We start from the raw sequence: 22732 nt of genomic DNA, 5'->3' as shown, positions 1-22732 counted from the left end.
TATAAGACCATACCAAATCATTTTTACATCATAACCCAGTTTATCTTAAAAAGTAATCATTAAGAAAGTAAACCATAACCAATGTTTATACGATCTAATATTAATTTTAAAAATATAATCCATGAGTAAAATAGTTGCAGAACAATTAGTTGACATGTTGGTAGAAGCTGGTGTAAAACGCGTTTATGCGGTTACCGGCGATAGTTTAAATCATTTTAATGATGCAATACGAAGAAACGGAAAGATAAAATGGATTCATGTTCGGCATGAAGAAGTTGGCGCTTATGCCGCAGCTGCCGAAGCTGAATTGGATGGTTTTGCGGTTTGCGCCGGAAGTTGCGGTCCCGGACATGTTCATTTAATAAATGGTTTATACGATGCACATCGCTCACATGTGCCTTTGTTAGCCATCGCATCCACCATAAATACCCACGAAATGGGTATGGATTATTTTCAGGAAACAAACACAATCAAACTTTTTGACGATTGCAGTTACTATAATCAAATGATTATGACTGCTGAGCAAGCCCCGCGAATTATACAAACCGCCATACAACATGCATTAGGCAAAAAAGGTGTCGCTGTTATTGGTTTACCCGGAGATGTTTCTGAGTTAAAAGCGGTTGAAAGCAATATTTCGACTCAGTATTTTCATTGTAATCCCGTTATCCGACCTTCTGATCAGGAATTACAACATTTAGCAAAAGCTATAAACGAAAGTACAAAAATCACTTTATTCTGCGGAATTGGTTCTGACAAAGCACACGATCAGGTCGTACAATTATCACAACATATCAAAGCGCCTGTAGGATATTCTTTTAGAGGAAAAATGAGCATCCAACCCAATAATCCTAACGAAATAGGAATGACAGGTTTACTCGGGCAGCCTTCTGCTTATCACAGCATGCATGAGTCTCATTTGGTTTTATTATTAGGAACTGATTTTCCCTATGATAAATTCATGCCTACAGATAATAAAATCATTCAAATCGACACCAGCACGGAACGTTTAGGACGAAGAGCCAATCTCTATATGGGATTATGCGGTGATGTGGGCGATACCATTGAAGCTTTATTACCATTATTAGAAAACAAAACAGATGATAGTTTTTTACAGGCACAACTTAAATTTTATGCCAGTGTAAAAGAAAACATGAACATCTATATTAAAGATAACGGCGGAGAAGACACCATTCAACCGGAATATGTGGCACATATTATCGATAAATTAGCAACTAAAGATGCCATTTTTACGGTTGATACCGGAATGACCTGCGTTTGGGGAGCCCGTTTTATAAAAGGCACAGGAGAACGAACAATGCTGGGCTCGTTTAATCACGGATCGATGGCCAATGCAATGCCAATGGCGATTGGTGCAGCACTCGCACACCCTGAAAGACAAGTTATTGCTATGTGTGGTGATGGCGGCTTGTCGATGCTTTTAGGAGATTTAGCAACCATTAAACAATATAATATTCCCATTAAAATTATTGTCTTTAATAATCGTGCTTTGGGGATGGTAAAACTGGAGATGGAAGTTGGCGGACTGCCAGATAACGAAACTGATATGGTCAATCCTGATTTTGGACTGATTGCTCAGGCAATGGGTTTTCAGGGTGTAAATGTTCACAAACCCGAAGAGGTTCAGGGAGCAATTGAAAATGCATTCCTGCATAACGGTCCTGTTTTACTGAATATCTTTACTAATCCAAATGCCCTTGCAATGCCTCCAAAAGTAGAATGGGAACAAGTGGTAGGTATGGCAAAATCAATGACGAGATTAATGCTTGGCGGCAAAATGGATGAAGTTTTCGACACTGTTAAATCCAATTACAAACACCTGAAAGAAGGCATTTAAAAACAGATTTAAACACGAATTTCACTAATTTTCACTTATTCAATTTGTGAAATTCAATTTGTAGAATTAATTTCACAAACAAAATTTCTCCATTTAGTTTTGTGCAAATTCATGAAATTCGTGTTCATTTTAATACCTACACCTCAAATAAAAAGAAATATATTTTATGGATATCAATACTAATAAATCATACACCAAATATTACGTGATCGCATGGGTATTTGGTTTGGTTTTCTATTTTTTAGATTATGTAATACGCTCTGCTCCTGCAGTAATGCTCCCGGAGCTTTCTCATAGTTTTTCTGTCAGTGAGATAAGACTGGTAACCATAATTGGAACTTATTATTACACCTATTCTACCTGTAGTTTAATTGCAGGAATTGCTTTGGATCGTTTTGGAGCAAAATACTCGCTTTTTGCCGGAGCGCTTATTTTAGGAAGTGGATGTTTACTATTCATGATTTCAAGTCAATTTAGTGGTGTAACAGGACGATTATTTCAGGGCGCCGGATGTGCCTTTGCGTTTCCCGGTTGTGTATATCTTGCCAGTAAAGGTTTTTCGGCAAAATCTTTGGCGACTGCAATTGGATTTACACAATGTTTTGGAATGCTTGGAGGCTCAGCAGGACAATTTGTTGTAGGGCCTTTGATTGAAAAAGGAATGGATATTAATACCTTTTGGTTATCCGTTGGAATCTTTACTATCATTGTTGCTTTTGGACTTTGGTTTATAACTCCTGCAAACAGAATTGAAGAAAAGACAGTACCCGATCAAAAGAAACGAGGCATATTAAGTCCTTACAAAATTGTTTTTAGTAATCCGCAATCATGGTTATGCGGTATAGTTTCAGGATTATTATTTGCGCCTACAACTATCTTTGCCATGACGTGGGCCGTTGACTTTTTTCAGAAAGACAGAGCTTTAGATTTTCATACGGCAACAATTTCTAGTGCAATGGTAGCTTTTGGCTGGGTATTCGGATGTCCGCTATTGGGATATATTACAGATAAGATAAAAAAACGAAAACCCGTCTTAATATTTGGTGCAGTAATGATGATTTTAAGTTTCGTCCAGCTATTGTATTTCCCGGACGTGCTTCCTGTAAAAATCAGTATGTTTTTATTAGGCGTCGCTTCCGGAGCCGCAATGATTCCCTATTCTATAATCAAAGAAGCGAATCCCGATCATGTAAAAGGAAGTGCTACAGGAGCTATTAACTTTATAACTTTTGGAGTTACAACACTTTTAAGTCCATTATTCAGTCACCTATTTGGCAAAACCCTTGCAAGTAATCTTGATAAAACGCTTCATTTTCAGCAAGCAGGTTTATTCTGGATTATAGGAATCTCAATTGCTGTTATAGTAAGTTTTATGCTGAAAGAAACCGGTGAAGAGAAAAATGAACTTGTCATTGCAAAAGAATAAGCAAGAGACAGAAAATACAATTGAAACACATAGAAACATAGCTATTTGAAACCCAAAACCAGACGATTCGCTTATTTATAATACATCCCATCCCGACGTTCGATTTCATTAAGTTAAGTTTTTTTTGAATTGGCTCCAGCTTTAGCTGGAGTTAATATAATATCAATCTGAATGGCTTTAACCAAAAATACTTGATTTGGCTAAAGCCATCTTATTACGCGTATTCAATACTAGTAAATAAACTAAACGATTAAAAATCAAGCGACTATTTGTTTGAAAATTGGTTGGTGATAATTGCCTTAAAAAAGCTTAAATTAATGACATTGACCAAAGCCCAGGGACTATGTTTTTTTTATGTAAAAGCAATTAGCTGTTTTATTCTTCTTTAGTAACTACTATCGAAGCTTTAAAACCTGCTGCAAGATTGTCCCAATAATCATTGGTAACCAATTGTCCTTTGTCATCATAAACCCTGATTTCGGCAGTATTTCCACCAAGGGAACCAATATTTAACGCTTCAAAATCTAATTTATTAAAGCCGTTGTCCAGCATAATCTTGACTTCTTTAAAATTGGATTCTAAAAATATCTGGTCTTTAATCACTTTATCATTAGAAGATACTTTTACCAGGTCACCATCGATTGCACCAAAATCCCTTAGTTTCACAATAAAAAATTTCGATTTTGTTCTAAAATCTCCTAACGAAATATTTCGCCTCACCAATTGTCCACGACCTTCTTTTAGTCCGGCATCTTTTAATGCTTTGTCCAGATCTTTCTCCATTTTAGGTACAAAACGATCTCCCGGATTGGCAAATTCAGTTTCTGTAGACATGGTAAATTTACTTTTCTCTGCTCCTACCTGCAATTGAGATTTGGGAGTAATACTGGTATGTTCAAAAACATTTGGCGTCTTAATACTTGGCATATCCATATTATCAGCCTGAGGATCTTTGACTTCCGGCAAAGGCACTTTTTTGGGTTTTGCACTAAACTTAGGTGCCGGAATACTCTTGAATTTAGTACTAAATTCAGTTTGAGCTGATACGGTGACAGCTGTAAAAAATAATATGAAAAATAAAATGTGCTTCATTGAAAAAGTATTATCGAATCGGCTTTTATAATTTTTATAAAATCAAAGTATAGCATCACAAAAATAGCATAATTTAGTTTGGCTCTACAACTTTAAGACTATTATAACAATATATTAGGCAATTTTTTGGAATCAAAAAACCTGCCAAAAAACAAGAAGCCCAAATTAAAATCAAATATTACCAAAAACAGCATCCGATTTTTTTATCCGATTTTTTATATTAAAAAGAGCTTCATGATTTTGATAATTAGCAACTTATTCCTTAACTTCAAGGCTTTAATTTATCTTTATTAAAACACAAGCAAATGGATTACATTGACTATTATAAAGCATTAGGAATCACGAAATCAGCTACAGAAGCTGAGATCAAAAAAGCATATCGAAAATTAGCCCGCAAATATCATCCTGATTTGAATCCGAATGATAAGGAAGCCGAGAAAAAATTCAAGGAAATAAATGAAGCAAATGAAGTTTTGAGTAATCCTGAAAATCGCAAAAAATACGATAAATACGGAAAAGACTGGAAACATGCTGATGAGTTCGAAAAAGCTGGTTACGATCCTAACCAGCAACAATATTCAACACAACAACAAGACGGAGGTCAGAGTTATTCAGATTTTGGAGGCGATTTTGCCGGTGGCGATTTTTCTGATTTCTTCAATTCTATGTATGGTTCTGCAGGAAGGAGCTCAAGAGGACAGGCAAAATACAGAGGACAGGATTTTAATGCCGAATTACAATTAGATCTTACAGCTGCTTATACAACTCACAAACAAAACCTGACTGTAAACGGTAAAAATATCCGAATTACAATTCCGGCAGGAGTTGAAAACGGGCAAATTATAAAAATTCCAAATCATGGTGCACCGGGAGCAAACGGCGGACCTAATGGCGATTTATACATTACTTTTTCAATTGAAAATAACTCCGATTTTAAACGAGAAGGCAATAATTTATACGCCGATGTTGATCTTGATCTATACACCGCAATATTAGGTGGAGAAATCTATGTAAATACTTTTGATGGAAAAGTAAAAATAAAAGTAGTTCCGGAAACTCAGCCGGGAACGAAGGTTAAATTGAAGGGAAAAGGTTTTCCTATTTATAAAAAAGAAAATCAATTTGGAGATTTATACATCACGTATACCATAAAAATCCCAACAAACTTATCCGCAAAAGAAAAAGAATTATTCCAGGAATTAGCTAAATTAAGAAATCATGAATAGTAAAAACTTAATTCAAATAAAACAGTTTTGTCTGTATCACGAAATTGACAATACGTTTATAACAGATTTACACAATTATGGGTTGGTGCAAATTATTATTCTCGAAGAAGACGAATATCTACAACCTGAACAATTGCCAGCTGTCGAGAAAATGATCCGCCTTCATTATGATCTTAAAATTAACTTAGAAGGTATTGACGCGATCGCCAACTTATTAAATAAAATCGAAGTCCTGCAACAAAATCTTACAGCTACTCAAAATAAACTTCGCCTTTATGAACACTATCAAATAGAATAAGGAAGATATTTTGTTCAAATTAATTTTAACACATAGAAACATAGCTATTGTTGGTGTAAAAGAGGCGTTATATCTATATTTCTATGTGTTAAAACATTTTTTTAGCATTACGCTCAACAGGCGAAGAAAAATAATTCTGTCCCCAAAAAATATCACAAAAAAGAATGATTTACGAAGGGATTTCAAATGAATCGTACTCCTTTTCATCCTCATATTTTATAAATTGCAGCGAAATTAACTAACCTGAATTTGATTTTAAAGAAATAAAACAAATTCTATAAAATAGAAGAAATGAAAAGAGAAAATATCTTAACAGGATCACCTTGGGAAGACAAAATGGGATATTGCCGTGCGGTAAGAATTGGCAATATCATCGAAGTTTCTGGAACTGTAGCAATTGTTGATGGCGAAAAAGTAAAAGCTGACGATGCTTATGCTCAAACCTATAACATCCTGGAACGTGTTGAAAAAGTTTTGGAAGATCTGAATGTTGGAATGAAAGATGTCATCAGAACCAGAATCTTTACAACGGATATCACTTCTTTTGAAGAAGTGGCAAGAGCTCACGCTTCATTTTTTAAAGATATAAAACCTACAACGGGTTTTTATGAAATCAGTAAACTGGTGGCACCTGAATATTTAGTTGAAATTGAATTTACAGCTGTAGTGCAGGGATAATTTTTTTTTTGCTGCGAATATTTTTTTGCCACAGATTAAAAGATTTAAAAATATTTTTTGGTTTTTTTTTAATTAAGAGGCTTTAATTCGTGAAAATTCGTGAAAATTCGTGAAATTCGTGGCAAAAAACTTTTTACAATTAATGGTATTTTCAAAACTAAAAGATATATTCCTGACCACTTTCAAATGGATTTTGATATGCATTTTTATAGGTGTTTTTTCAGGATCTGCGTCTGCGTTTTTCTTAGTTGCCCTGGAATGGGTTACACAATTTAGAATTCACCACGACTGGATTATCTGGCTTTTACCTTTTGGAGGATTATTAGTGGGGCTGAGTTACTATTATTGGGGCGAATCTGTTGTAAAGGGAAATAATTTATTATTGGAAGAATATGAAACGCCCAAAAAAGTTATTCCGTTTAAGATGGCTCCTCTGGTACTTTTAGGAACCTTACTCACACATTTATTTGGAGGTTCTGCAGGTCGTGAAGGAACTGCCGTACAAATGGGCGGCGCAATTGCTGACCAGTTTACCAGACTTTTTAATTTAGACAATGCTGAACGCAAAATTTTAATTATCCTTGGAATCAGTGCTGGTTTCGCATCCGTTTTTGGAACTCCTATCGCTGGAGCTATTTTTGCCTTAGAAGTTTTATATTTCAGCAAAATCAATCTAAAAAGTATTATCTTATCTTTTCTGGTGGCGTACACAGCTTATTTTACTGTCGAATTCTGGCAGATAAAACATACGCATTACAGCATTCCTGTCGTTCCAGAAATTAGCCCGACCACTTTATTTTATGTGATTATAATTGGCTTTTTATCTGGTTTGGCCGCTTTGCTCTTTTCGAGAAGTACTCACTTTTGGAGTTCTATTTTTTCAAAAAACATTAAATATCCCCCATTACGCCCATTTATTGGCGGAATTATTTTAGCGATTGCGATTGCAGGTTTTGGGTTTACAAAATTCGCCGGATTAGGCGTTCCGGTAATTGTAGATTCCTTTTCAAATGCCAACCCATGGTATGATTTCCTGCTTAAGATTTTGTTTACCGGATTTACTTTAGGAGCAGGTTTTAAGGGCGGAGAAGTAACTCCTTTATTTTTTGTAGGTGCTACTTTAGGAAGTGCTTTGTCATTAATTATTCCGCTGCCAATTGCATTCCTGGCTGGTTTAGGCTTTGTAGCTGTCTTTTCAGGAGCTACCCACACTCCTATCGCCTGCACGATTATGGGTATGGAACTTTTTGGCATTCAACCCGGGATTTTCATTGCTATCGCTTGTACAATCGCTTATTTTTCTTCAGGTTCTGTGGGAATTTATAAATCACAAATTGTTAAGGGAGCAAAATATAAGTTGTACCAGAAATGGTTTTAATATAGTTTTTTAGCCGCAGTTTTCAGTTTTCAGTCTCAGTCTCTTTCTTAGTCATAGTTACAGTCTCAGTTTTCAGTGCAAACTCAACGAATCATTTTATATTTTCAACACATTAAACACCAAACAATCAATTGAATATTTTGGATTTATAATTTTCTAACAAAATAAATCCAGCACTAAAAAATCCGTTTAAATCTGCGTTTTTGCTTTAGCGAATCTGTTTCATCCGCGTACCAATTTAAATTCCAAAAATTAAATTCCAAATTCCAAAAGAAACCAAATTAATCTTCTTTCCATTTCTTTTTTGAATCTCTGCGATTTCTTTGAGAATCTCTGCAAAATAAAATTTCAAAACCTACAATTTACATCTTACAATTCACAACCGACATAAAAGTGTGTTAATCTGTAAAATGATTTCAACATTACATTAAAAAAATGTAAATTCGCACACTATGAAAATACAAGATATTCAAGCGATACAATTGTTACTCGCAACCCCAAAGAAAATCGCCATAATTCCGCATAGAGGTCCTGACGGTGATGCTATGGGTTCAACCTTAGGTTTATACCATTTTTTATTAAAAAACAATCATCATCCAACTGTGATTGCGCCAAACGATTTCCCTGATTTTTTAGCCTGGCTACCAGGTTCTGAAACGGTAAAAATCTTTGAAAAAGACACTGAAAACTGTACCAAAATATTAGAAGAAGCTGAGTTAATCTTTACACTCGACTTTAATGCTTTTCATCGTACGGGTGAAATGGAACATACTTTAACGAAGCTTACGGCTCCGTTTATTATGATCGATCATCATCAAAAACCGGATGATTATGCTGCCTATACGTATTCTGATACTTCATTTGGATCGACTTGCGAGATGGTTTATAACTTCATTTCTTTTTTAGGAAAAAAAGAAGATATCGACAAAACTATTGCAACATGCATTTATACTGGAATATTAACTGATTCTGGTTCATTTCGTTTTCCGGGAACAACGGGAAACACGCATAGGATCATTGCTGAATTAATTGATCTGGGAGTTGAAAATACACAGATTCCAATTTTATTATTCGATAACAGTTCATACAGCCGTTTGCAATTATTGGGTCGCGCATTACAGAATATGAAAGTGCTGGAAGCACATAAAACTTCATATATGTCGCTTACTCAGGCAGAACTGGATTCATTTAATTATGTAAAAGGTGATACTGAAGGCATCGTAAATTATGGCCTTAGTATAAAAGGTATTGTTTTTACTGCTATTTTTATCGAAAATAAAGACGAAAAGATCATCAAGATTTCTTTCCGTTCGCAAGGAGGTTTTGATGTAAACCAATTTGCAAGAGATCACTTTAATGGTGGCGGACATAGCAATGCTGCTGGTGGAAGATCAGAAGTTTCGATGGAAGAAACCCTGAAGAAGTTTGAAGATTTAGTAAATAAACTAAAAATATAACCTCATATGAACTACTTAAAACGAAGCATCTATACCCTGTTTTTTGCTGTTTTATTGGTAAGCTGTAAACAACACGAAGAAGCGAGACGCCCTATTTCTCAAGCTTCCGGTACTTTTATGAAAAAATCGGCTGACCGTAATAAAAAACTGGTAGCCAATGAAGAGGATGTGATTAAAAAAATAATCAAAAGTAATCCCAAGATAAAATATTACGCCACAAGAAAGGGATATTGGCTGTATTATGACGAACAAAATACGACAGATACTGCAACACCAAGAAAAGGAGATATCGCTTATTTTAATCTGGAAGTAAAAGACATAAACGGTAAAATTATTTACTCTGAAGCTGATCTTGGTCCGCAGACTTATTATGTAGACAAGCAAGATATCATGATGGGATTACGTGATGGTATTAAAATGATGCATAAAAATGAAACTGTAACATTCCTGTTTCCTTCGCATATTGCTTACGGATATCATGGAGATAACAAAAAAATAGGTCCAAATCAGTCTTTGATCTGTACTGTTACGCTTCGTAATTTTGTACCGGACCCAACAGCAAAAACTGCACCTGCAACAGGACAAGTTCAAAATTCAGCACCAAAAACCGTAGCTCCAAAAGCTGCAGCCCCAACGAAAAAAGATACAATAAACCCATAAAAACAACATTTTAAAAATGAAAAAGAGTATTTTATTATTACTAGCTGTTACTGTTAGCTCATTATATTCTTGTAAGGACGAGCACAGCAACTTACCTGATGGTTTATATGCTGATATTGAAACTAATAAAGGACATATTATTGTAGAATTAGATTATAAAAAAGCACCTGTAACAGTGGCCAATTTTGTAACCTTGGCCGAAGGTAAAAATGAGTTTGTTGCAAAGGATTACTTAAAAAATAAACCTTTTTATAACGGACTAAAATTTCATAGAGTTATCGAGGATTTCATGATTCAGACCGGAGATCCAGAAGGAACTGGTTCAGGAGATACAGGATATAAGTTTAAAGATGAGATTACAGATTTAAAATTTGACAAAGCGGGTGTTTTAGCAATGGCTAATAATGGTCCGGGAACCAACAGCAGTCAATTCTTTATCACACATGTTGAGACTCCGTGGTTAGACGGAAAACATACGATTTTTGGCCATGTTGTAGAAAAAGGTCAGGAAGTTGTAAATCAGGTAAAACAAGGTGATACTATTGTTGCCGTAACTATTATAAGAAATGGAGAAGCTGCTAAAAAGTTTGATTCAGTAAAAGTATTTAGCGATTATTTTTCAGAAATTGCTAAAGAAAAAGGTAAATATAGCGGAGCTCAAAAAGAAAAAGTAGCCTATTTTGCTTCTGTGAAACCAAAAACAACTAAAACAAGTTCAGGTTTAGAATATTTAATTACCGAAAAAGGAACAGGTAAAAAACCTGCTGCAGGAGCTCAATTATACATTAACTATTCAGGTTTTCTTGAAGATGGTACTTTGTTTGACTCTAGCGTTGAAGACGTTAATAAAGCTTTTGGAAAATTTGATGCAGCAAGAGCAGAACAACACGGTTACCAGCCAATACCGTTTCAGGCAGGCCGTAAAGACGGTATGATTCCCGGATTTATTGAAGGAATCGAACAACTTTCATTTGGAGATAAAGCGATTCTTTTTATTCCTTCTCATTTAGCTTACGGAACAACCGGAGCCGGAGGAGTTATCCCGCCAAATGCGAACATTATTTTCGAAATACAATTATTAGAAAAGCCACAATAATTATATATAAAAGATTAACATAAACGTAAATCCTTAACATAATGAAGTTTAAATTTTTATTTTTATTTTGCCTGGCAGTAGTAAATATTCAGGCTCAGACAAAAAAGCCTGTGGCAAAACCAAAGGCTCCGGCAGCTAAAACTGCAGCAAAAGCAGCACCTGCTACAAATCCTAACGATGGTATTTTTGCCACGATATCAACTACAAAAGGCGACATCGTTTTATCTTTAGAGTATGTAAAAACTCCTGTAACCGTTGCTAACTTTATCTCTTTGGCAGAAGGAAATAATCCTAATGTAAAAGTAGAAAAACTTAAAGGCAAGCCTTTTTATGACGGTTTAAAATTTCATAGGGTAATCAATGATTTTATGATTCAGGGTGGAGATCCGGACGGAAATGGTTCAGGAGGCCCGGGATTTGCTTTTAAAGATGAATTCGTAGAAGAACTTAAATTTGAAAAAGGAGGCGTTCTTGCTATGGCAAATTCAGGGCCTGCTACAAACGGCAGCCAGTTTTTCATCACGCACAAAGAAACCCCATGGTTAAACGGAAAACATACTATTTTTGGTCATGTAGTTTCAGGAATGGACAATGTAAACAAAATTGTGCAGGATGATATTATGACAAAAATTACCATTACCAGAAAAGGTGATGCCGCTAAAAAATTCAATGCCGTAAAAGTTTTAGCAGATGATGCAAAAAAACAAGAAGCTAAAAAAGCTGATTCTCAAAAAGTAGTGACTGAAAAACTTGCTTATTTTGCTGCTAATAAAGCTAAAGCTACAACAACTGCATCTGGTTTAAAATATGTAATTACTAAAAAAGGAACTGGTATAAAAGGAGCTGAAGGATCAAACATTTATTTTCACTATGCAGGATATTTTGAAGATGGAAATCTTTTTGACAGCAGTATAGCAAGCGTAGCAAAAGCTTATGGTAAATACGATGCAAACCGTGATGCCCAAAAAGGATATCAGGCTTTTCCGTTTTCTGTAGGTAAAAAAGACGGAATGATTCCTGGTTTTATCGAAGCATTAGATATGATGACTGACGGAGAAAAAGCAATTTTCTTTCTTCCTTCAAACTTAGCTTACGGAGAAAAAGGTGCCGGAGGTGTAATTCCGCCAAATTCGACTTTGATTTTCGAAATCGAAACATATCAGACTCAACCTGCCGCAAAATAGTTTTTTTACCTTATCATAGAAAGTCAAACCCATCAAAATATAATTTTTTGATGGGTTTCTTATTTTCATGTAATCCTGTCAAATTCATAATTATACAATAGAAATCAAGTATAAAACTAAATGCATAATAATGTTTGTACTCATATTTTATTAAATCCTAAACAAAATAACTTACCTTTGCCGGCTTTAATTTTTTAATCAAACAAGTTAAGATGTCACAAAACAACGTATTAAAGGGAGTATTTTTAGTAGCAATAGGCGCTACAACTTACGGAATGTTAGCCACTTTTGTAAAAATGGCCTATACAGAAGGATACACCACTGCCGAAGTAACTACATCTCAATTCATATTAGGAATCATTGGTATTTTAATAATCAATGCATTCCAGAAAATTAAACACAAAGACAAAGTTAAAAAAGCAACCAAAAAAAATATTTTAAGCTTAATGATTGCAGGAACTTCGTTAGGAATGACAAGTTTGTTTTATTACTTAGCCGTAAAATATATTCCGGTTTCGATTGGTATCGTTTTATTAATGCAAACCGTTTGGATGGGTGTATTACTTGAAATGATTTTAGAAAAGAAACTGCCTTCTAAACAAAAAGTAATTGCTGTACTTATAGTGCTTGTTGGTACCGTTTTAGCCACCAATATCATTCATAATGATGTAGTTCTGGACTGGCGCGGCCTTGCATGGGGAGTTTTGGCAGCTGCATCTTTTACTACAACTATGTTTACTGCAAATAGCGTTGCTACAGAGATTTCGTCTGCACAAAGAAGTTTATACATGCTTTTAGGAGGTTCCATAATTGTATTTTCGTTTGCAATTGCTACTCAGGTTACTCCTTTTAACTTTGAGATTTTTATGAAATGGGGAATTATCCTTGCCTTATTCGGAACTATTATTCCTCCAATGTTAATGACTGCAGGTTTTCCCTTAACCGGAATTGGATTGGGAAGTATCGTTTCTGCACTTGAACTTCCTGTTTCTGTAATGATGGCTTATGTATTATTAGATGAACAAGTAATTCTTTCTCAATGGATTGGGATCGTTTTAATTATTCTTGCCATCATTATTATGAATGTAAATTTCAAGCGTAAAAATTAACTTATTTTATGTGTTGTTAAAAAAAAACTACTTGTAATGTAATAATTGTTAATTTTTTTATAAATTCGTGATAAACAATTACATATCATGAATTTACCCTGGCATTTATATTTAATGGCACTGCTCTATATTATTGCCGGACTAAATCATTTTCGAAACCCCGGAATGTACATAAAAATCATTCCGCCTTTTTTTTCAAACCCCAAATTAATAAATATTTTAAGCGGAGGTGCCGAATTTATATTAGGCATCCTTTTAATTGTTCCCTTTACTATGCATTTTGCTGCATGGGGAATTATAGCATTGTTAATTGCTGTATTTCCTGCCAATCTTTTCATGTATCAAAATAAAAAAGCAAGTTTTAGTTTACCAAAGTGGATTTTATTTGTACGCTTGCCCCTACAGATCGTTTTGATTTTTTGGGCATACCAATATACCCTTTAACAATCAACTATTAATTAAAATTATTTTATTATGAAAAAATTATTTGCAGAGTTTTTTGGAACTTATTGGCTAGTTTTTGGAGGTTGTGGAAGCGCTCTTTTTGCCGCTGGAGTTCCTACGTTAGGAATTGGATATGCTGGTGTTGCGCTGGCTTTTGGTTTAACTGTTTTAACAATGGCATATGCCGTTGGACACATTTCGGGCGGACATTTTAATCCTGCCGTATCATTTGGTTTATGGGCCGGAGGAAGATTTCCTGCAAAAGATTTGTTACCTTATATTATTTCGCAGTGTATTGGCGCTCTTGCTGCTGCCGGAACGTTATTTATTATCTGGACAGGTAAAGCTGGCCATGCAATCGACAATACAAAAGCCGGAGTCTTTGCCTCGAACGGATACGGAGATTTTTCTCCTGATGGCTATTCATTGCAATCTGCTTTTATAGCTGAATTTGTGCTTACTTTATTTTTCTTATTGGTCATTCTTGGTGCTACAGATAAGTTTGCTAATGGCAAATTTGCCGGTATTGCAATTGGTTTAGCACTAACTTTAATTCACTTAATCAGTATTCCAATCACGAATACTTCTGTAAACCCTGCAAGATCTTTATCGCAAGCGATATTTGCTGGTGGACAACCATTGTCTCAAGTCTGGTTATTTTGGGTTGCACCAATTTTAGGAGCAATTGTAGCCGGTTTTCTGTATAAAACATTATTACAGAATCACGATCCGGCTTAATCAAATCTACTTGTAACTTAAAAAAAAATCATATGGCATTCTTGTATTTTTTACTTATAGGAGCAATTTCCGGATGGCTGGCTGGTCAGATCTGGAAAGGAGCAGGATTTGGACTGCTGGGTAATATTATTGTTGGAATTGTTGGCGGAGTTATTGGTGGCTGGATCGCCGGTAATCTTGGTATTGGAGGCGGAGGTCTTCTTTGGCAAATTTTAATTGCTGTTGGAGGCGCCTGGGTATTATTGTTTATAATAAGCCTCATTAAAAAATCATAAAATATTTCACACTATAATTTACATTTTAAAGAGAAAATCGAATATATTTATATTTGGTTTTCTCTTTTTTATATGCCAATAATTCAGAACAATCTACTCATAACAAACAGATTAAAACTTTATTAATCTAATTTTTTTAATTTATGAATGATATTACAGCATATTTTAGTACGATCCCGTCTTTGCACCGAAGCTTAATTTTGGTTGGCGGAATCACTGTGTTTTGGTTAATAGAAAACACTTTCCCATTGTTTCAAATGAAATATCAAAAGTGGCAGCACGCAGGAATTAACTTCTTTCTGACATTTACCACTATAATTGTCAATTTTGTTCTTGCTTTCATCCTGATTCAAACTGCAAATTGGGCAACTAAAAATCATTTTGGAATCCTGAATTGGCTGCCTCAAATACCAATATGGCTTTACATCATTATCGGATTACTTTTATTAGACCTGATTGGAGCTTATTTAGCACATCTTGTTCAGCACAAGATAAAATTTTTATGGAGGTTTCATATTGTACATCATACTGATACCTGGATTGATACAACAACTGCCAACAGACATCATCCCGGAGAAAGTGTCATTCGTTTCGTTTTTACAACTCTGGGTGTATTAATAGTAGGAAGCCCAATGTGGATGGTATTCTTATATCAAAGTTTATCTGTTATTTTTTCGCAGTTCAATCATGCGAATATTTCTTTACCCAATAAATTAGATATTTTTTTAAGTTATTTTATCATTTCTCCCAATATGCATAAAGTTCATCATCATTATGTGCTGCCCTACACAGATAGCAATTACGGAAATATTTTTTCGGTTTGGGATCGTCTTTTTGGCACTTTTACCACCTTGCCAAAAGAAGAATTAATTTATGGATTAGACACTCACATGACAGCCGAAGAGAACAATAAATTGAAAAATTTATTGCAAATTCCGTTTCAAAAATCAAGATCCATAAAAAACAGTTAAAATCATTAAAAAAAAACTCCCACATCGCACCAACTAATTATTTTTTTTATTAATATTGATACTTAAATTGAAAATCAATCTATTAATCATTAACACCTATTTTGAATTAATTTTCACGTGATGAAAAAGAGTAACCGTAAAGAATTGAATTGGGAACAAACCGAAAAACTTGTTTCGTTAGCCTTAGAAGAAAAAAATCCATTTGAGATCATTAAAAAGGAATTTGGATTGGCAGAAAAAGAAGTTCTGGAAATCATGAAAAAGAAGATGCCACTTGAAAAATTTGAGATGTGGAAAAAGAAGGCAGTTGCAAATAAACCAAAACCAAAACCCGTTAAAATAGATGATTTTGATGAAGATTTGGATGGTAAATATTATATAAAAAACAAACTAGACTAAGACAGAACTCCTGAAATTCAGGAGTTTTTTTTATATTTTTAATGTCAATGTAACTTTTTCAGACATTACAAGTCAAATACAAATAACTAAACGCAAACAAATGAAAAAAATACTTTATACCTTGGTTCTTGCAGTAACACTTTGGAGCTGTAAAACAGGAAGTTCATCCGGCGCTGCAAAAAGCAATGTTGTAGATGTTACCATTAATCTTATCGATGTAAAAGACGATAAAGTTTTGGTAACTGTTACGCCTCCACAAATCAAAACCGACGAAATAATTTATAGTATCCCTAAAACAGTTCCGGGCACCTATTCTACAGATAACTACGGTAAAAATTCAGAAGATTTTAAAGCTTTTGATGCTAAAGAAAATCCTTTGACAGTAAAAAGAATCGATGATAATTCATGGTCGATTTCTGATGCAAAAAAATTAAAAAAAATCACTTACTTAGTAAATGATACTTTTGATACTGAAAAAGGAACGGGATTTGGTAATGACGATATTTTTTCGCCAGCCGGAACCAACATTAATGCAGGAATTAACTTCATGATCAATACACACGGTTTTGTAGGTTACTTTCAGGATAAATTAGATATTCCGTACAAAGTTACCATTACCCACCCTGAAACACTTTGGGGAGCAACTTCAATGACAGATGAAGATGCCAGCAATACAAGCGACGTTTTTACGACACCTCGTTATGCAGTTCTGGTCGAAAACCCAATCATGTATTCTAAACCGGATTACACCACTTTTAACGTAAACGGGATGGATATCCTGATCGCTGTTTACTCTCCTACCGGAAAATTTACTGCTGAAAGTATTACCCCGGAAATGAAAACCATAATGACGGCGCAAAAAAACTTTTTAGGCAAAGTAAATGCAACTAAAAAATATACCGTTTTATTGTATTTGTCAAGTATGGCAAAAGATGATGCACACGGTTTTGGAGCTCTTGAACATCCTACAGCAACTACAGTTGTTCTGCCGGAATCTATGCCAAAAGAAAAACTGATAGAATCGATGAAAGATGTCGTTTCTCATGAGTTTTTTCATATTGTGACTCCACTTACTGTGCACTCAAAAGAGATTCAGTATTTTGATTATAACGCACCAAAAATGTCTGAGCATTTATGGATGTATGAAGGTGTAACAGAATATTTTGCGAATCTTTTTCAAATCAATCAGGGTTTAATTGATGAAAACGAATTCTATACCCGTATTGCAGGCAAAATCGAAGAAGCAAAAACGTTAAACGATACCATGTCATTTACCAAAATGAGTGCAAACGTATTGGTACAGCCTTACAAAGACCAATACTTAAATGTGTATCAAAAAGGAGCTTTAATTGGGATGTGTATTGACATTATCATCAGAGAAAAAAGTAATGGCGAACGAGGTATTCTGGACCTGATGCATAAATTAGCAAACGAATATGGTGTTGAAAAACCATTTAATGACAATGAACTTTTTGCTAAAATTACAGAATTGACTTATCCTGAAGTTGGCGAATTCTTAAATAAATATGTAGCAGGAACAACGCCAATTCCATACGATTTTTATTTGGCAAAAGTGGGCGTTACAAAAGCGTCTGAAAAAGTTCCGGCATCAATTTTCATCAAAGGACAAACTCCTTATATTGGTGTTGATCCGGCGACTAAAATAATAAGCGTACGTCCTGATGTTGACCTGAATGTATTCTTTACGAACTTAAAGCTTAAAGCCGGCGATGTAATCGTTGCTGTAAACGGAAAAACATACAACTTAGATAACATTTACGACTTGATTTCTGAAAGTGAAAACTGGAAAGAAAACGATCCGATTACGCTTAAAATAAAACGTAATGGTAAAGAAGAAACTGTAAAAGGAACCGTGAAAGTACCATTTGAAGAAAAAGAAACTTTTAAAGCAACTGATGCTTCAAAAGAGAAACTTAAAAATGCATGGTTAAAAGGATAATTTCTTTTCATCTGAACATAAAAAAACCGACAAGTGATTGTCGGTTTTTTTTGTTTATTTAAGTCCTATTTGTCATTTCGACCGAAGGGAGAAATCACACTAGAAATTCCGCAAAGTAGTTCGCCAATCTTTGTCGATTTACGCGTGTGATTTCTCCCTTCGCTCACTCTGACAAAATCATGCTTATTTCTTCACCGGAAACTTCCAGTCAAACTCGTCTTTACCGTTGATAATCGCACCGATTTCGAACTTTACCACTTCGTCGAATTCTGTTTGAAGAATAAACCAATTGTCTTCATTGAAATAGTTCTCGAAAGTATCAAAAGTTTCCTGAGTGTATTTTGTAATTTCTTTTGTTGCCAAATCTTTCTTTACATCCGCAATTTTTCTTCCGATTAACTTGAACCCGAAAACTTCAAGATCATTGCTTGAAGCTACTAAATAACCTAATTTCAAGTCTTCTTCCTGATAAAATGTCAATCTGATTTTGTGTGCATTGTATACAAAAATCACATTGTCATCTTCGTCTACATAATTTTTGTCCGGTTTTCCCAAAGCAGCCGTTACATCATTTTGCTTCATTCCGAAAAGCAATTTATCAATTCCTGATTTTAGATTTATTTTCATATTTACTTTTATTTAAAGTGCAAATTTCGGGAAGTTTTTGCAAACTAAACCATATTGTTTACTTTTTATCAATTATTCTAAAACTAAAAAACTTAATTACGAATTATATTGTTATTTTATTCGTCCAACTTTTTTAGCAACTTTTATATAATCTTCAGATTCAACAAAATCTATGTGCTCTGAAATTATTTGTTTTAAAGAACCTCTTTCTTTTTCAGATATCTTTGTTCCAAATTCAGCAGATTTAATCTCTGAAAGTATTTCTTTTTCCAATTCTGATCTTATTTCAACCTCCTTTTCATTCAAAACCAGACTGCCTGGTAATTGCTCCCTCAAAGCCCGACTTGAAAAAATAACTTTTTGTACAAATTGAACTTCATAAAAGGTTGATTGATTCTTTTTTATTTCTAATATAAGAGTCCCACCATCCATACAAACACCTACATTTTCAATTATTATGTTCTTTTTCATATCAAAATTTAACTTGCTAATAATTCTAAATGGCCGAATGAACAGGGTGACACTAAAATGAAATCAGTATAAATCCGTTTAGCCCGATAAATCCGTGGGCAAACTTTAATTTTAATAATTCTTCTTATTCGGTTTGGCACTCATATAAAACGTAATTTTCCCACCATTAATAACATCTGCATGTTTTAAGAAAGGTTTGTCTAATTGTTTTCCGTTCAAAAGTACTTTACTCACAAACACATTTTTATCCGATTGATTTACGGTTTCAACTTCATAAGTTTTTCCGTTATCTAAATTAAAAACAGCTTTCTTTACCAACGGACTTCCCAATGCATATTCATCAGAACCCGGCGCAACTGGGTAAAATCCTAAACTGCTAAAAATATACCAGGCACTCATTTGCCCAAAATCGTCATTTCCGCCTAAACCGTCAGCACCATTTCGGTACATTTTTTTCAGGATCATTCTGATTTTGTCTTGTGCTTTCCAGGGCGAATTTGTCCAATTGTATAAATAAACTACATGATGCGAAGGCTCATTTCCGTGAACATAGTTCCCAATGATTCCTTCTCTTGTAATATCTTCTGTGTTTTCAAAATATTTATCCGGCAAATGCATACTGAACAAAGAATCTAATCTTACGTTAAACTTATCATTTCCTCCCATCATTTTGATCATTTCGGTAGGATCCTGCGGAACATACAAACTATAATTCCATGAATTTCCTTCGATAAAACCTTGTCCGTGCGTGTCTAATGGATCAAACTCTTTTTTGAAAGTTCCGTCATTTAATTTAGGACGCATAAAACCAGTTTTAGAATCGTAAACGTTCTTATAATTTTTAGATCTTTCGATGAATTCGTTATAAACATCGGTTTTCCCTAACTTTTTTGCTGCCTGAGCAATCGCCCAATCATCATAAGCATATTCTAAGGTTTTAGAAACCGAAGATCCGTTTTTATCTTCCGGAACATACCCCATTTTCATATAATACTCTAACCCGTCATAATAAGGCACTTTAGCCGTATTAACACAAGCCTGAAGTGCTTTTTCTCTGTCAAAATTTCCATTCCCTTTTACAATCGCATCAGCAATTACTGAAACAGAATGATAACCAATCATGCACCAATTCTCATTGGCATAATGCGACCAGATTGGCAGCATTTTGTGCACACTTTGATCTGAATGCGCCAACATCGAACTGATCATATCTGAGTTTCGGGCGGGCTGAACCAAATTAAATAAAGGATGTAAAGCTCTATAAGTATCCCACAAAGAATAACTCGTATAATTTTTAAAGTTCTCCGCCTTATGAACGTTCATATCCAGACCTTTATAGTTTCCGTCTAAATCCATGTATTCTGTTGGACCCAAAAAGGCATGATACATTGATGTATAGAAATTGACTAAATCTTCTTTCTGAATAGTTTCAATCTGAATTTTATTCAATTCGTTATTCCAAACTTCCTGACTTTGTTTTTTTACCTTTTCAAAATCCCAACCCGGAACTTCCTTTTTCATATTCTCCAATGCTCCGGCAGAACTTACAGGAGATAAAGCCATTTTTATTTTGATTTTCTCTCCTTCTTCAGTATTAAAATCAAAAAACAATTTCAGGTTCTGACCTGCCATTTCTGGAAAGTTTTTGGTTTGATCAAACCTTCCCCAAAAACCTTTGTAGACACTTTTTTCAAGAGGCGCTTGTCCGTAGCTTTTAATTGGCTTACTAAAAGACATGGCAAAATAAACTGTTCTGGTTCTCGCCCAACCATTAGTCTGGCGATATCCTGTAATCAGAGTATCGTTCTCAACGCGAACAAATGTCCAGACATTCTTTTTATCGTAATTGTAAATTCCGGAGGTCAAATCGAGAATAATATGCGCTTCATCTGACTTTGGAAACGTATATTGATGCATTCCAACTCGCGTTGTTGCCGTAAGTTCAGCCTTAATTTTATGATCTTCAAGAAAGACGCTGTAATATGCAGGCTCTGCTTTTTCGGTTGTATGTGAAAACGCAGATCGATAACCCGATAATGGTTTTGAAGCTACTCCCGGATTCAATTGCAGTTTTCCGGTTGTGGGCATAATCAAAAAATCTCCTAAATCAGAATGTCCTGTTCCGCTAAAATGGGTGTGACTAAATCCCACAATCGTTTTGTCTTCGTATTGATATCCCGCACAAAATTTATAGACATCGCCATTGTATTTTCCGTTTAAACTGTAAGCAATCGTATCGGTTTCCGGACTTAACTGCACACTCCCAAACGGAACCGTTGCTCCAGGGTAAGTGTGCCCCATTTTTGCCGTGCCAATCATGGGATCAACGTACTGAATCAGATTGCGTTTCCCGATTGTTTTTTTCTGTGCATTTGCACCATAACCAAACATCAAAAATGACAATCCAAAAAGAAAACTTTTGCAATTTATTCTATTCATAAGATATTTTTTAATCATTGTTTTTTGCCTAAAAGCTGTATCAGATATTTACTAAAACGATTTACCAATAATTTCAGGATAGAAAATTACAATAAAATATGCTTTTTAAAAAATATAAATTGTTCCAGACTAAAATGCTTTTAAATATCTTTGAACTATTCAAAAACATCATTTATATATGAAAAATTACATTTTATTTCTAATGCTTTCTTATACTACATTTGGTTTTTCGCAAAAAACAGACAGTTACAGATTGACAAAACAAGAAATCAATCAAAAGGAGCTCAATCAACTTTCTGATTTCCCGATTTATAAAGCATTTGAATTAGATGATAAAAGTGGTGTGTATGAATTGCTTTTGTGTGAAAACAAAAAGAATATTACTCAAAATGACACTTTAAACACTAAAATTCAGGCAATATGTGTCATGGCTGATCATGGGGGTTTTCTTGAAAAATGGAGAATCAACGATCTGCTTGAACCCACTGATCCAAAAGAAACTACGATTTGGTTCTGGACAAAATATTGCAACACAAAAGATCTTGATGGCGATGGCTACATAGATCCTGTAATTGTGTACGGAACAAAAACGGAGTATGGAGGAATAAGACGCGTTAAAATTATTACTGTCTATAAAAACAAAAAATATGTAATACGGGCTGTAGAATGTGACCTGGATTACTGCAGAAATTTCAAAAAAGATAAAGACTGGAATTTATTACCTCAAAAAATAAAAACCCACATTGATAATTTAGTTGTAAAAATAAGAAAAGAACAAGGTCTTATTTTGCAGGATGGATAGCAAAGATTAAATTTCAATTTTTTTAATTCCAAATTCCAAATTCCAAAATGGGAATGGGAATGGGAATGGAAATGGGAATGGGAATGGCCAAATCATTATTTATTATTTATATCTAAACTGGACTAAAGTCCAGCCCTATAATAT

The 22732-nt window shown here is 34.5% G+C and carries 22 protein-coding genes; 18 read left to right on the top strand and 4 right to left on the bottom strand.

The annotated features are described in order from the left end of the window. The first annotated feature begins 121 nt into the window (after window positions 1–121). Both QLQ94_RS12255 and QLQ94_RS12250 read left to right on the top strand, forming a co-directional pair. The gene (locus QLQ94_RS12255) at window positions 122–1858 is read left to right on the top strand and encodes a thiamine pyrophosphate-dependent enzyme (RefSeq protein ID WP_271337093.1); all 1737 of its coding nucleotides are present in this window, start codon (window positions 122–124) and stop codon (window positions 1856–1858) included. 166 nt (window positions 1859–2024) lie between these two features. Beyond that, complete coding sequence (locus tag QLQ94_RS12250; RefSeq protein WP_482499903.1) at window positions 2025–3284, top strand: MFS transporter; 1260 nt, start codon at window positions 2025–2027, stop codon at window positions 3282–3284. 375 nt (window positions 3285–3659) lie between these two features. Here the strand turns inward: QLQ94_RS12250 and QLQ94_RS12245 are convergent, their stop codons facing one another. Next, on the bottom strand, window positions 3660–4376 hold the full coding sequence (locus tag QLQ94_RS12245; protein ID WP_271337091.1) for a hypothetical protein: 717 nt from the start codon (window positions 4374–4376) through the stop codon (window positions 3660–3662). A gap of 305 nt (window positions 4377–4681) precedes the next feature. On the opposite strand from QLQ94_RS12245, the gene QLQ94_RS12240 reads away from it, so the two are divergent. The 15 genes from QLQ94_RS12240 to QLQ94_RS12170 all read left to right on the top strand — a co-directional run bounded on the left by QLQ94_RS12240 (window position 4682) and on the right by QLQ94_RS12170 (window position 18249). Further along, a complete protein-coding gene (locus QLQ94_RS12240; protein WP_427402866.1) occupies window positions 4682–5602 on the top strand; it encodes a DnaJ C-terminal domain-containing protein in 921 nt (306 codons plus the stop codon). Next, complete coding sequence (locus QLQ94_RS12235; protein ID WP_271337089.1) at window positions 5595–5900, top strand: chaperone modulator CbpM; 306 nt, start codon at window positions 5595–5597, stop codon at window positions 5898–5900. Before QLQ94_RS12240 ends, QLQ94_RS12235 begins: the two co-directional genes overlap by 8 nt. 291 nt (window positions 5901–6191) lie before the next feature. Further along, complete coding sequence (locus tag QLQ94_RS12230) at window positions 6192–6578, top strand: RidA family protein (RefSeq protein ID WP_271337088.1); 387 nt, start codon at window positions 6192–6194, stop codon at window positions 6576–6578. A 142-nt stretch (window positions 6579–6720) separates the two neighbouring features. Continuing rightward, window positions 6721–7956 carry a voltage-gated chloride channel family protein gene (locus tag QLQ94_RS12225; RefSeq protein WP_271337107.1) on the top strand — a complete coding sequence of 412 codons (1236 nt, stop codon included), beginning with the start codon at window positions 6721–6723 and terminating at the stop codon, window positions 7954–7956. 452 nt (window positions 7957–8408) lie between these two features. Continuing rightward, on the top strand, window positions 8409–9413 hold the full coding sequence (locus QLQ94_RS12220; protein ID WP_271337087.1) for a DHH family phosphoesterase: 1005 nt from the start codon (window positions 8409–8411) through the stop codon (window positions 9411–9413). Window positions 9414–9419: 6 nt separating this feature from the next. Then, window positions 9420–10073: a gliding motility-associated peptidyl-prolyl isomerase GldI gene (gene gldI, locus QLQ94_RS12215; protein WP_427402865.1), complete on the top strand. Its 654-nt coding sequence runs from the start codon at window positions 9420–9422 to the stop codon at window positions 10071–10073. Window positions 10074–10089: 16 nt separating this feature from the next. Continuing rightward, window positions 10090–11169: a peptidylprolyl isomerase gene (locus QLQ94_RS12210; RefSeq protein ID WP_271337085.1), complete on the top strand. Its 1080-nt coding sequence runs from the start codon at window positions 10090–10092 to the stop codon at window positions 11167–11169. 41 nt (window positions 11170–11210) lie between these two features. After that, complete coding sequence (locus QLQ94_RS12205; RefSeq protein WP_271337084.1) at window positions 11211–12353, top strand: peptidylprolyl isomerase; 1143 nt, start codon at window positions 11211–11213, stop codon at window positions 12351–12353. Between the two features lie 212 nt (window positions 12354–12565). Continuing rightward, window positions 12566–13462 (top strand): EamA family transporter, encoded by an 897-nt coding sequence (locus QLQ94_RS12200; RefSeq protein ID WP_271337083.1) that lies wholly within the window; start codon window positions 12566–12568, stop codon window positions 13460–13462. Between the two features lie 87 nt (window positions 13463–13549). Beyond that, complete coding sequence (locus QLQ94_RS12195; protein WP_271337082.1) at window positions 13550–13906, top strand: DoxX family protein; 357 nt, start codon at window positions 13550–13552, stop codon at window positions 13904–13906. Between the two features lie 30 nt (window positions 13907–13936). After that, window positions 13937–14644 carry an aquaporin Z gene (gene aqpZ / locus QLQ94_RS12190; RefSeq protein ID WP_271337081.1) on the top strand — a complete coding sequence of 236 codons (708 nt, stop codon included), beginning with the start codon at window positions 13937–13939 and terminating at the stop codon, window positions 14642–14644. Between the two features lie 32 nt (window positions 14645–14676). Next, window positions 14677–14919, top strand: coding sequence for a GlsB/YeaQ/YmgE family stress response membrane protein (locus QLQ94_RS12185; RefSeq protein WP_271337080.1), 243 nt, complete (start codon window positions 14677–14679; stop codon window positions 14917–14919). Window positions 14920–15062: 143 nt separating this feature from the next. Next, window positions 15063–15890, top strand: coding sequence for a sterol desaturase family protein (locus QLQ94_RS12180; protein ID WP_271337079.1), 828 nt, complete (start codon window positions 15063–15065; stop codon window positions 15888–15890). Window positions 15891–16010: 120 nt separating this feature from the next. After that, window positions 16011–16289, top strand: a complete 279-nt coding sequence (locus tag QLQ94_RS12175; protein ID WP_213297686.1) for a DUF2805 domain-containing protein — start codon at window positions 16011–16013, stop codon at window positions 16287–16289. Between the two features lie 100 nt (window positions 16290–16389). Next, entirely contained in the window at window positions 16390–18249 is a 1860-nt protein-coding gene (locus QLQ94_RS12170; RefSeq protein ID WP_482499899.1) for a M61 family metallopeptidase, read from the top strand. A gap of 183 nt (window positions 18250–18432) precedes the next feature. On the opposite strand, the gene QLQ94_RS12165 is transcribed toward QLQ94_RS12170, so the two are convergent. The 3 genes from QLQ94_RS12165 to QLQ94_RS12155 form a co-directional block, all read right to left on the bottom strand. Then, window positions 18433–18876: a hypothetical protein gene (locus QLQ94_RS12165; protein WP_271337077.1), complete on the bottom strand. Its 444-nt coding sequence runs from the start codon at window positions 18874–18876 to the stop codon at window positions 18433–18435. Between the two features lie 111 nt (window positions 18877–18987). Continuing rightward, window positions 18988–19347, bottom strand: a complete 360-nt coding sequence (locus tag QLQ94_RS12160) for a hypothetical protein (protein ID WP_271337076.1) — start codon at window positions 19345–19347, stop codon at window positions 18988–18990. 111 nt (window positions 19348–19458) lie between these two features. After that, window positions 19459–21786: a GH92 family glycosyl hydrolase gene (locus QLQ94_RS12155; RefSeq protein ID WP_427403005.1), complete on the bottom strand. Its 2328-nt coding sequence runs from the start codon at window positions 21784–21786 to the stop codon at window positions 19459–19461. A gap of 178 nt (window positions 21787–21964) precedes the next feature. Here QLQ94_RS12155 and QLQ94_RS12150 point away from each other — a divergent pair, with 178 nt between their 5' ends. Next, a complete protein-coding gene (locus QLQ94_RS12150; RefSeq protein ID WP_482499897.1) occupies window positions 21965–22588 on the top strand; it encodes a M949_RS01915 family surface polysaccharide biosynthesis protein in 624 nt (207 codons plus the stop codon). Window positions 22589–22732: the final 144 nt, after the last annotated feature.

This window comes from Flavobacterium sp. B114r (assembly GCF_056824125.1).
This window is presented reverse-complemented; position numbering and strand designations above follow the sequence as displayed.

Coding starts and splice junctions, on each gene's coding strand:
- QLQ94_RS12180 (WP_271337079.1), top strand. CDS start 15,063: ATGAATGATATTACAGCATATTTTAGTACGATCCCGTCTTTGCACCGA.
- QLQ94_RS12160 (WP_271337076.1), bottom strand. CDS start 19,347: ATGAAAAAGAACATAATAATTGAAAATGTAGGTGTTTGTATGGATGGT.
- gldI (WP_427402865.1), top strand. CDS start 9,420: ATGAACTACTTAAAACGAAGCATCTATACCCTGTTTTTTGCTGTTTTA.
- QLQ94_RS12220 (WP_271337087.1), top strand. CDS start 8,409: ATGAAAATACAAGATATTCAAGCGATACAATTGTTACTCGCAACCCCA.
- QLQ94_RS12205 (WP_271337084.1), top strand. CDS start 11,211: ATGAAGTTTAAATTTTTATTTTTATTTTGCCTGGCAGTAGTAAATATT.
- QLQ94_RS12175 (WP_213297686.1), top strand. CDS start 16,011: ATGAAAAAGAGTAACCGTAAAGAATTGAATTGGGAACAAACCGAAAAA.
- QLQ94_RS12150 (WP_482499897.1), top strand. CDS start 21,965: ATGAAAAATTACATTTTATTTCTAATGCTTTCTTATACTACATTTGGT.
- QLQ94_RS12230 (WP_271337088.1), top strand. CDS start 6,192: ATGAAAAGAGAAAATATCTTAACAGGATCACCTTGGGAAGACAAAATG.
- QLQ94_RS12185 (WP_271337080.1), top strand. CDS start 14,677: ATGGCATTCTTGTATTTTTTACTTATAGGAGCAATTTCCGGATGGCTG.
- QLQ94_RS12165 (WP_271337077.1), bottom strand. CDS start 18,876: ATGAAAATAAATCTAAAATCAGGAATTGATAAATTGCTTTTCGGAATG.
- QLQ94_RS12225 (WP_271337107.1), top strand. CDS start 6,721: ATGGTATTTTCAAAACTAAAAGATATATTCCTGACCACTTTCAAATGG.
- QLQ94_RS12210 (WP_271337085.1), top strand. CDS start 10,090: ATGAAAAAGAGTATTTTATTATTACTAGCTGTTACTGTTAGCTCATTA.
- QLQ94_RS12245 (WP_271337091.1), bottom strand. CDS start 4,376: ATGAAGCACATTTTATTTTTCATATTATTTTTTACAGCTGTCACCGTA.
- QLQ94_RS12235 (WP_271337089.1), top strand. CDS start 5,595: ATGAATAGTAAAAACTTAATTCAAATAAAACAGTTTTGTCTGTATCAC.
- aqpZ (WP_271337081.1), top strand. CDS start 13,937: ATGAAAAAATTATTTGCAGAGTTTTTTGGAACTTATTGGCTAGTTTTT.
- QLQ94_RS12240 (WP_427402866.1), top strand. CDS start 4,682: ATGGATTACATTGACTATTATAAAGCATTAGGAATCACGAAATCAGCT.
- QLQ94_RS12255 (WP_271337093.1), top strand. CDS start 122: ATGAGTAAAATAGTTGCAGAACAATTAGTTGACATGTTGGTAGAAGCT.
- QLQ94_RS12195 (WP_271337082.1), top strand. CDS start 13,550: ATGAATTTACCCTGGCATTTATATTTAATGGCACTGCTCTATATTATT.
- QLQ94_RS12170 (WP_482499899.1), top strand. CDS start 16,390: ATGAAAAAAATACTTTATACCTTGGTTCTTGCAGTAACACTTTGGAGC.
- QLQ94_RS12200 (WP_271337083.1), top strand. CDS start 12,566: ATGTCACAAAACAACGTATTAAAGGGAGTATTTTTAGTAGCAATAGGC.
- QLQ94_RS12250 (WP_482499903.1), top strand. CDS start 2,025: ATGGATATCAATACTAATAAATCATACACCAAATATTACGTGATCGCA.
- QLQ94_RS12155 (WP_427403005.1), bottom strand. CDS start 21,786: ATGAATAGAATAAATTGCAAAAGTTTTCTTTTTGGATTGTCATTTTTG.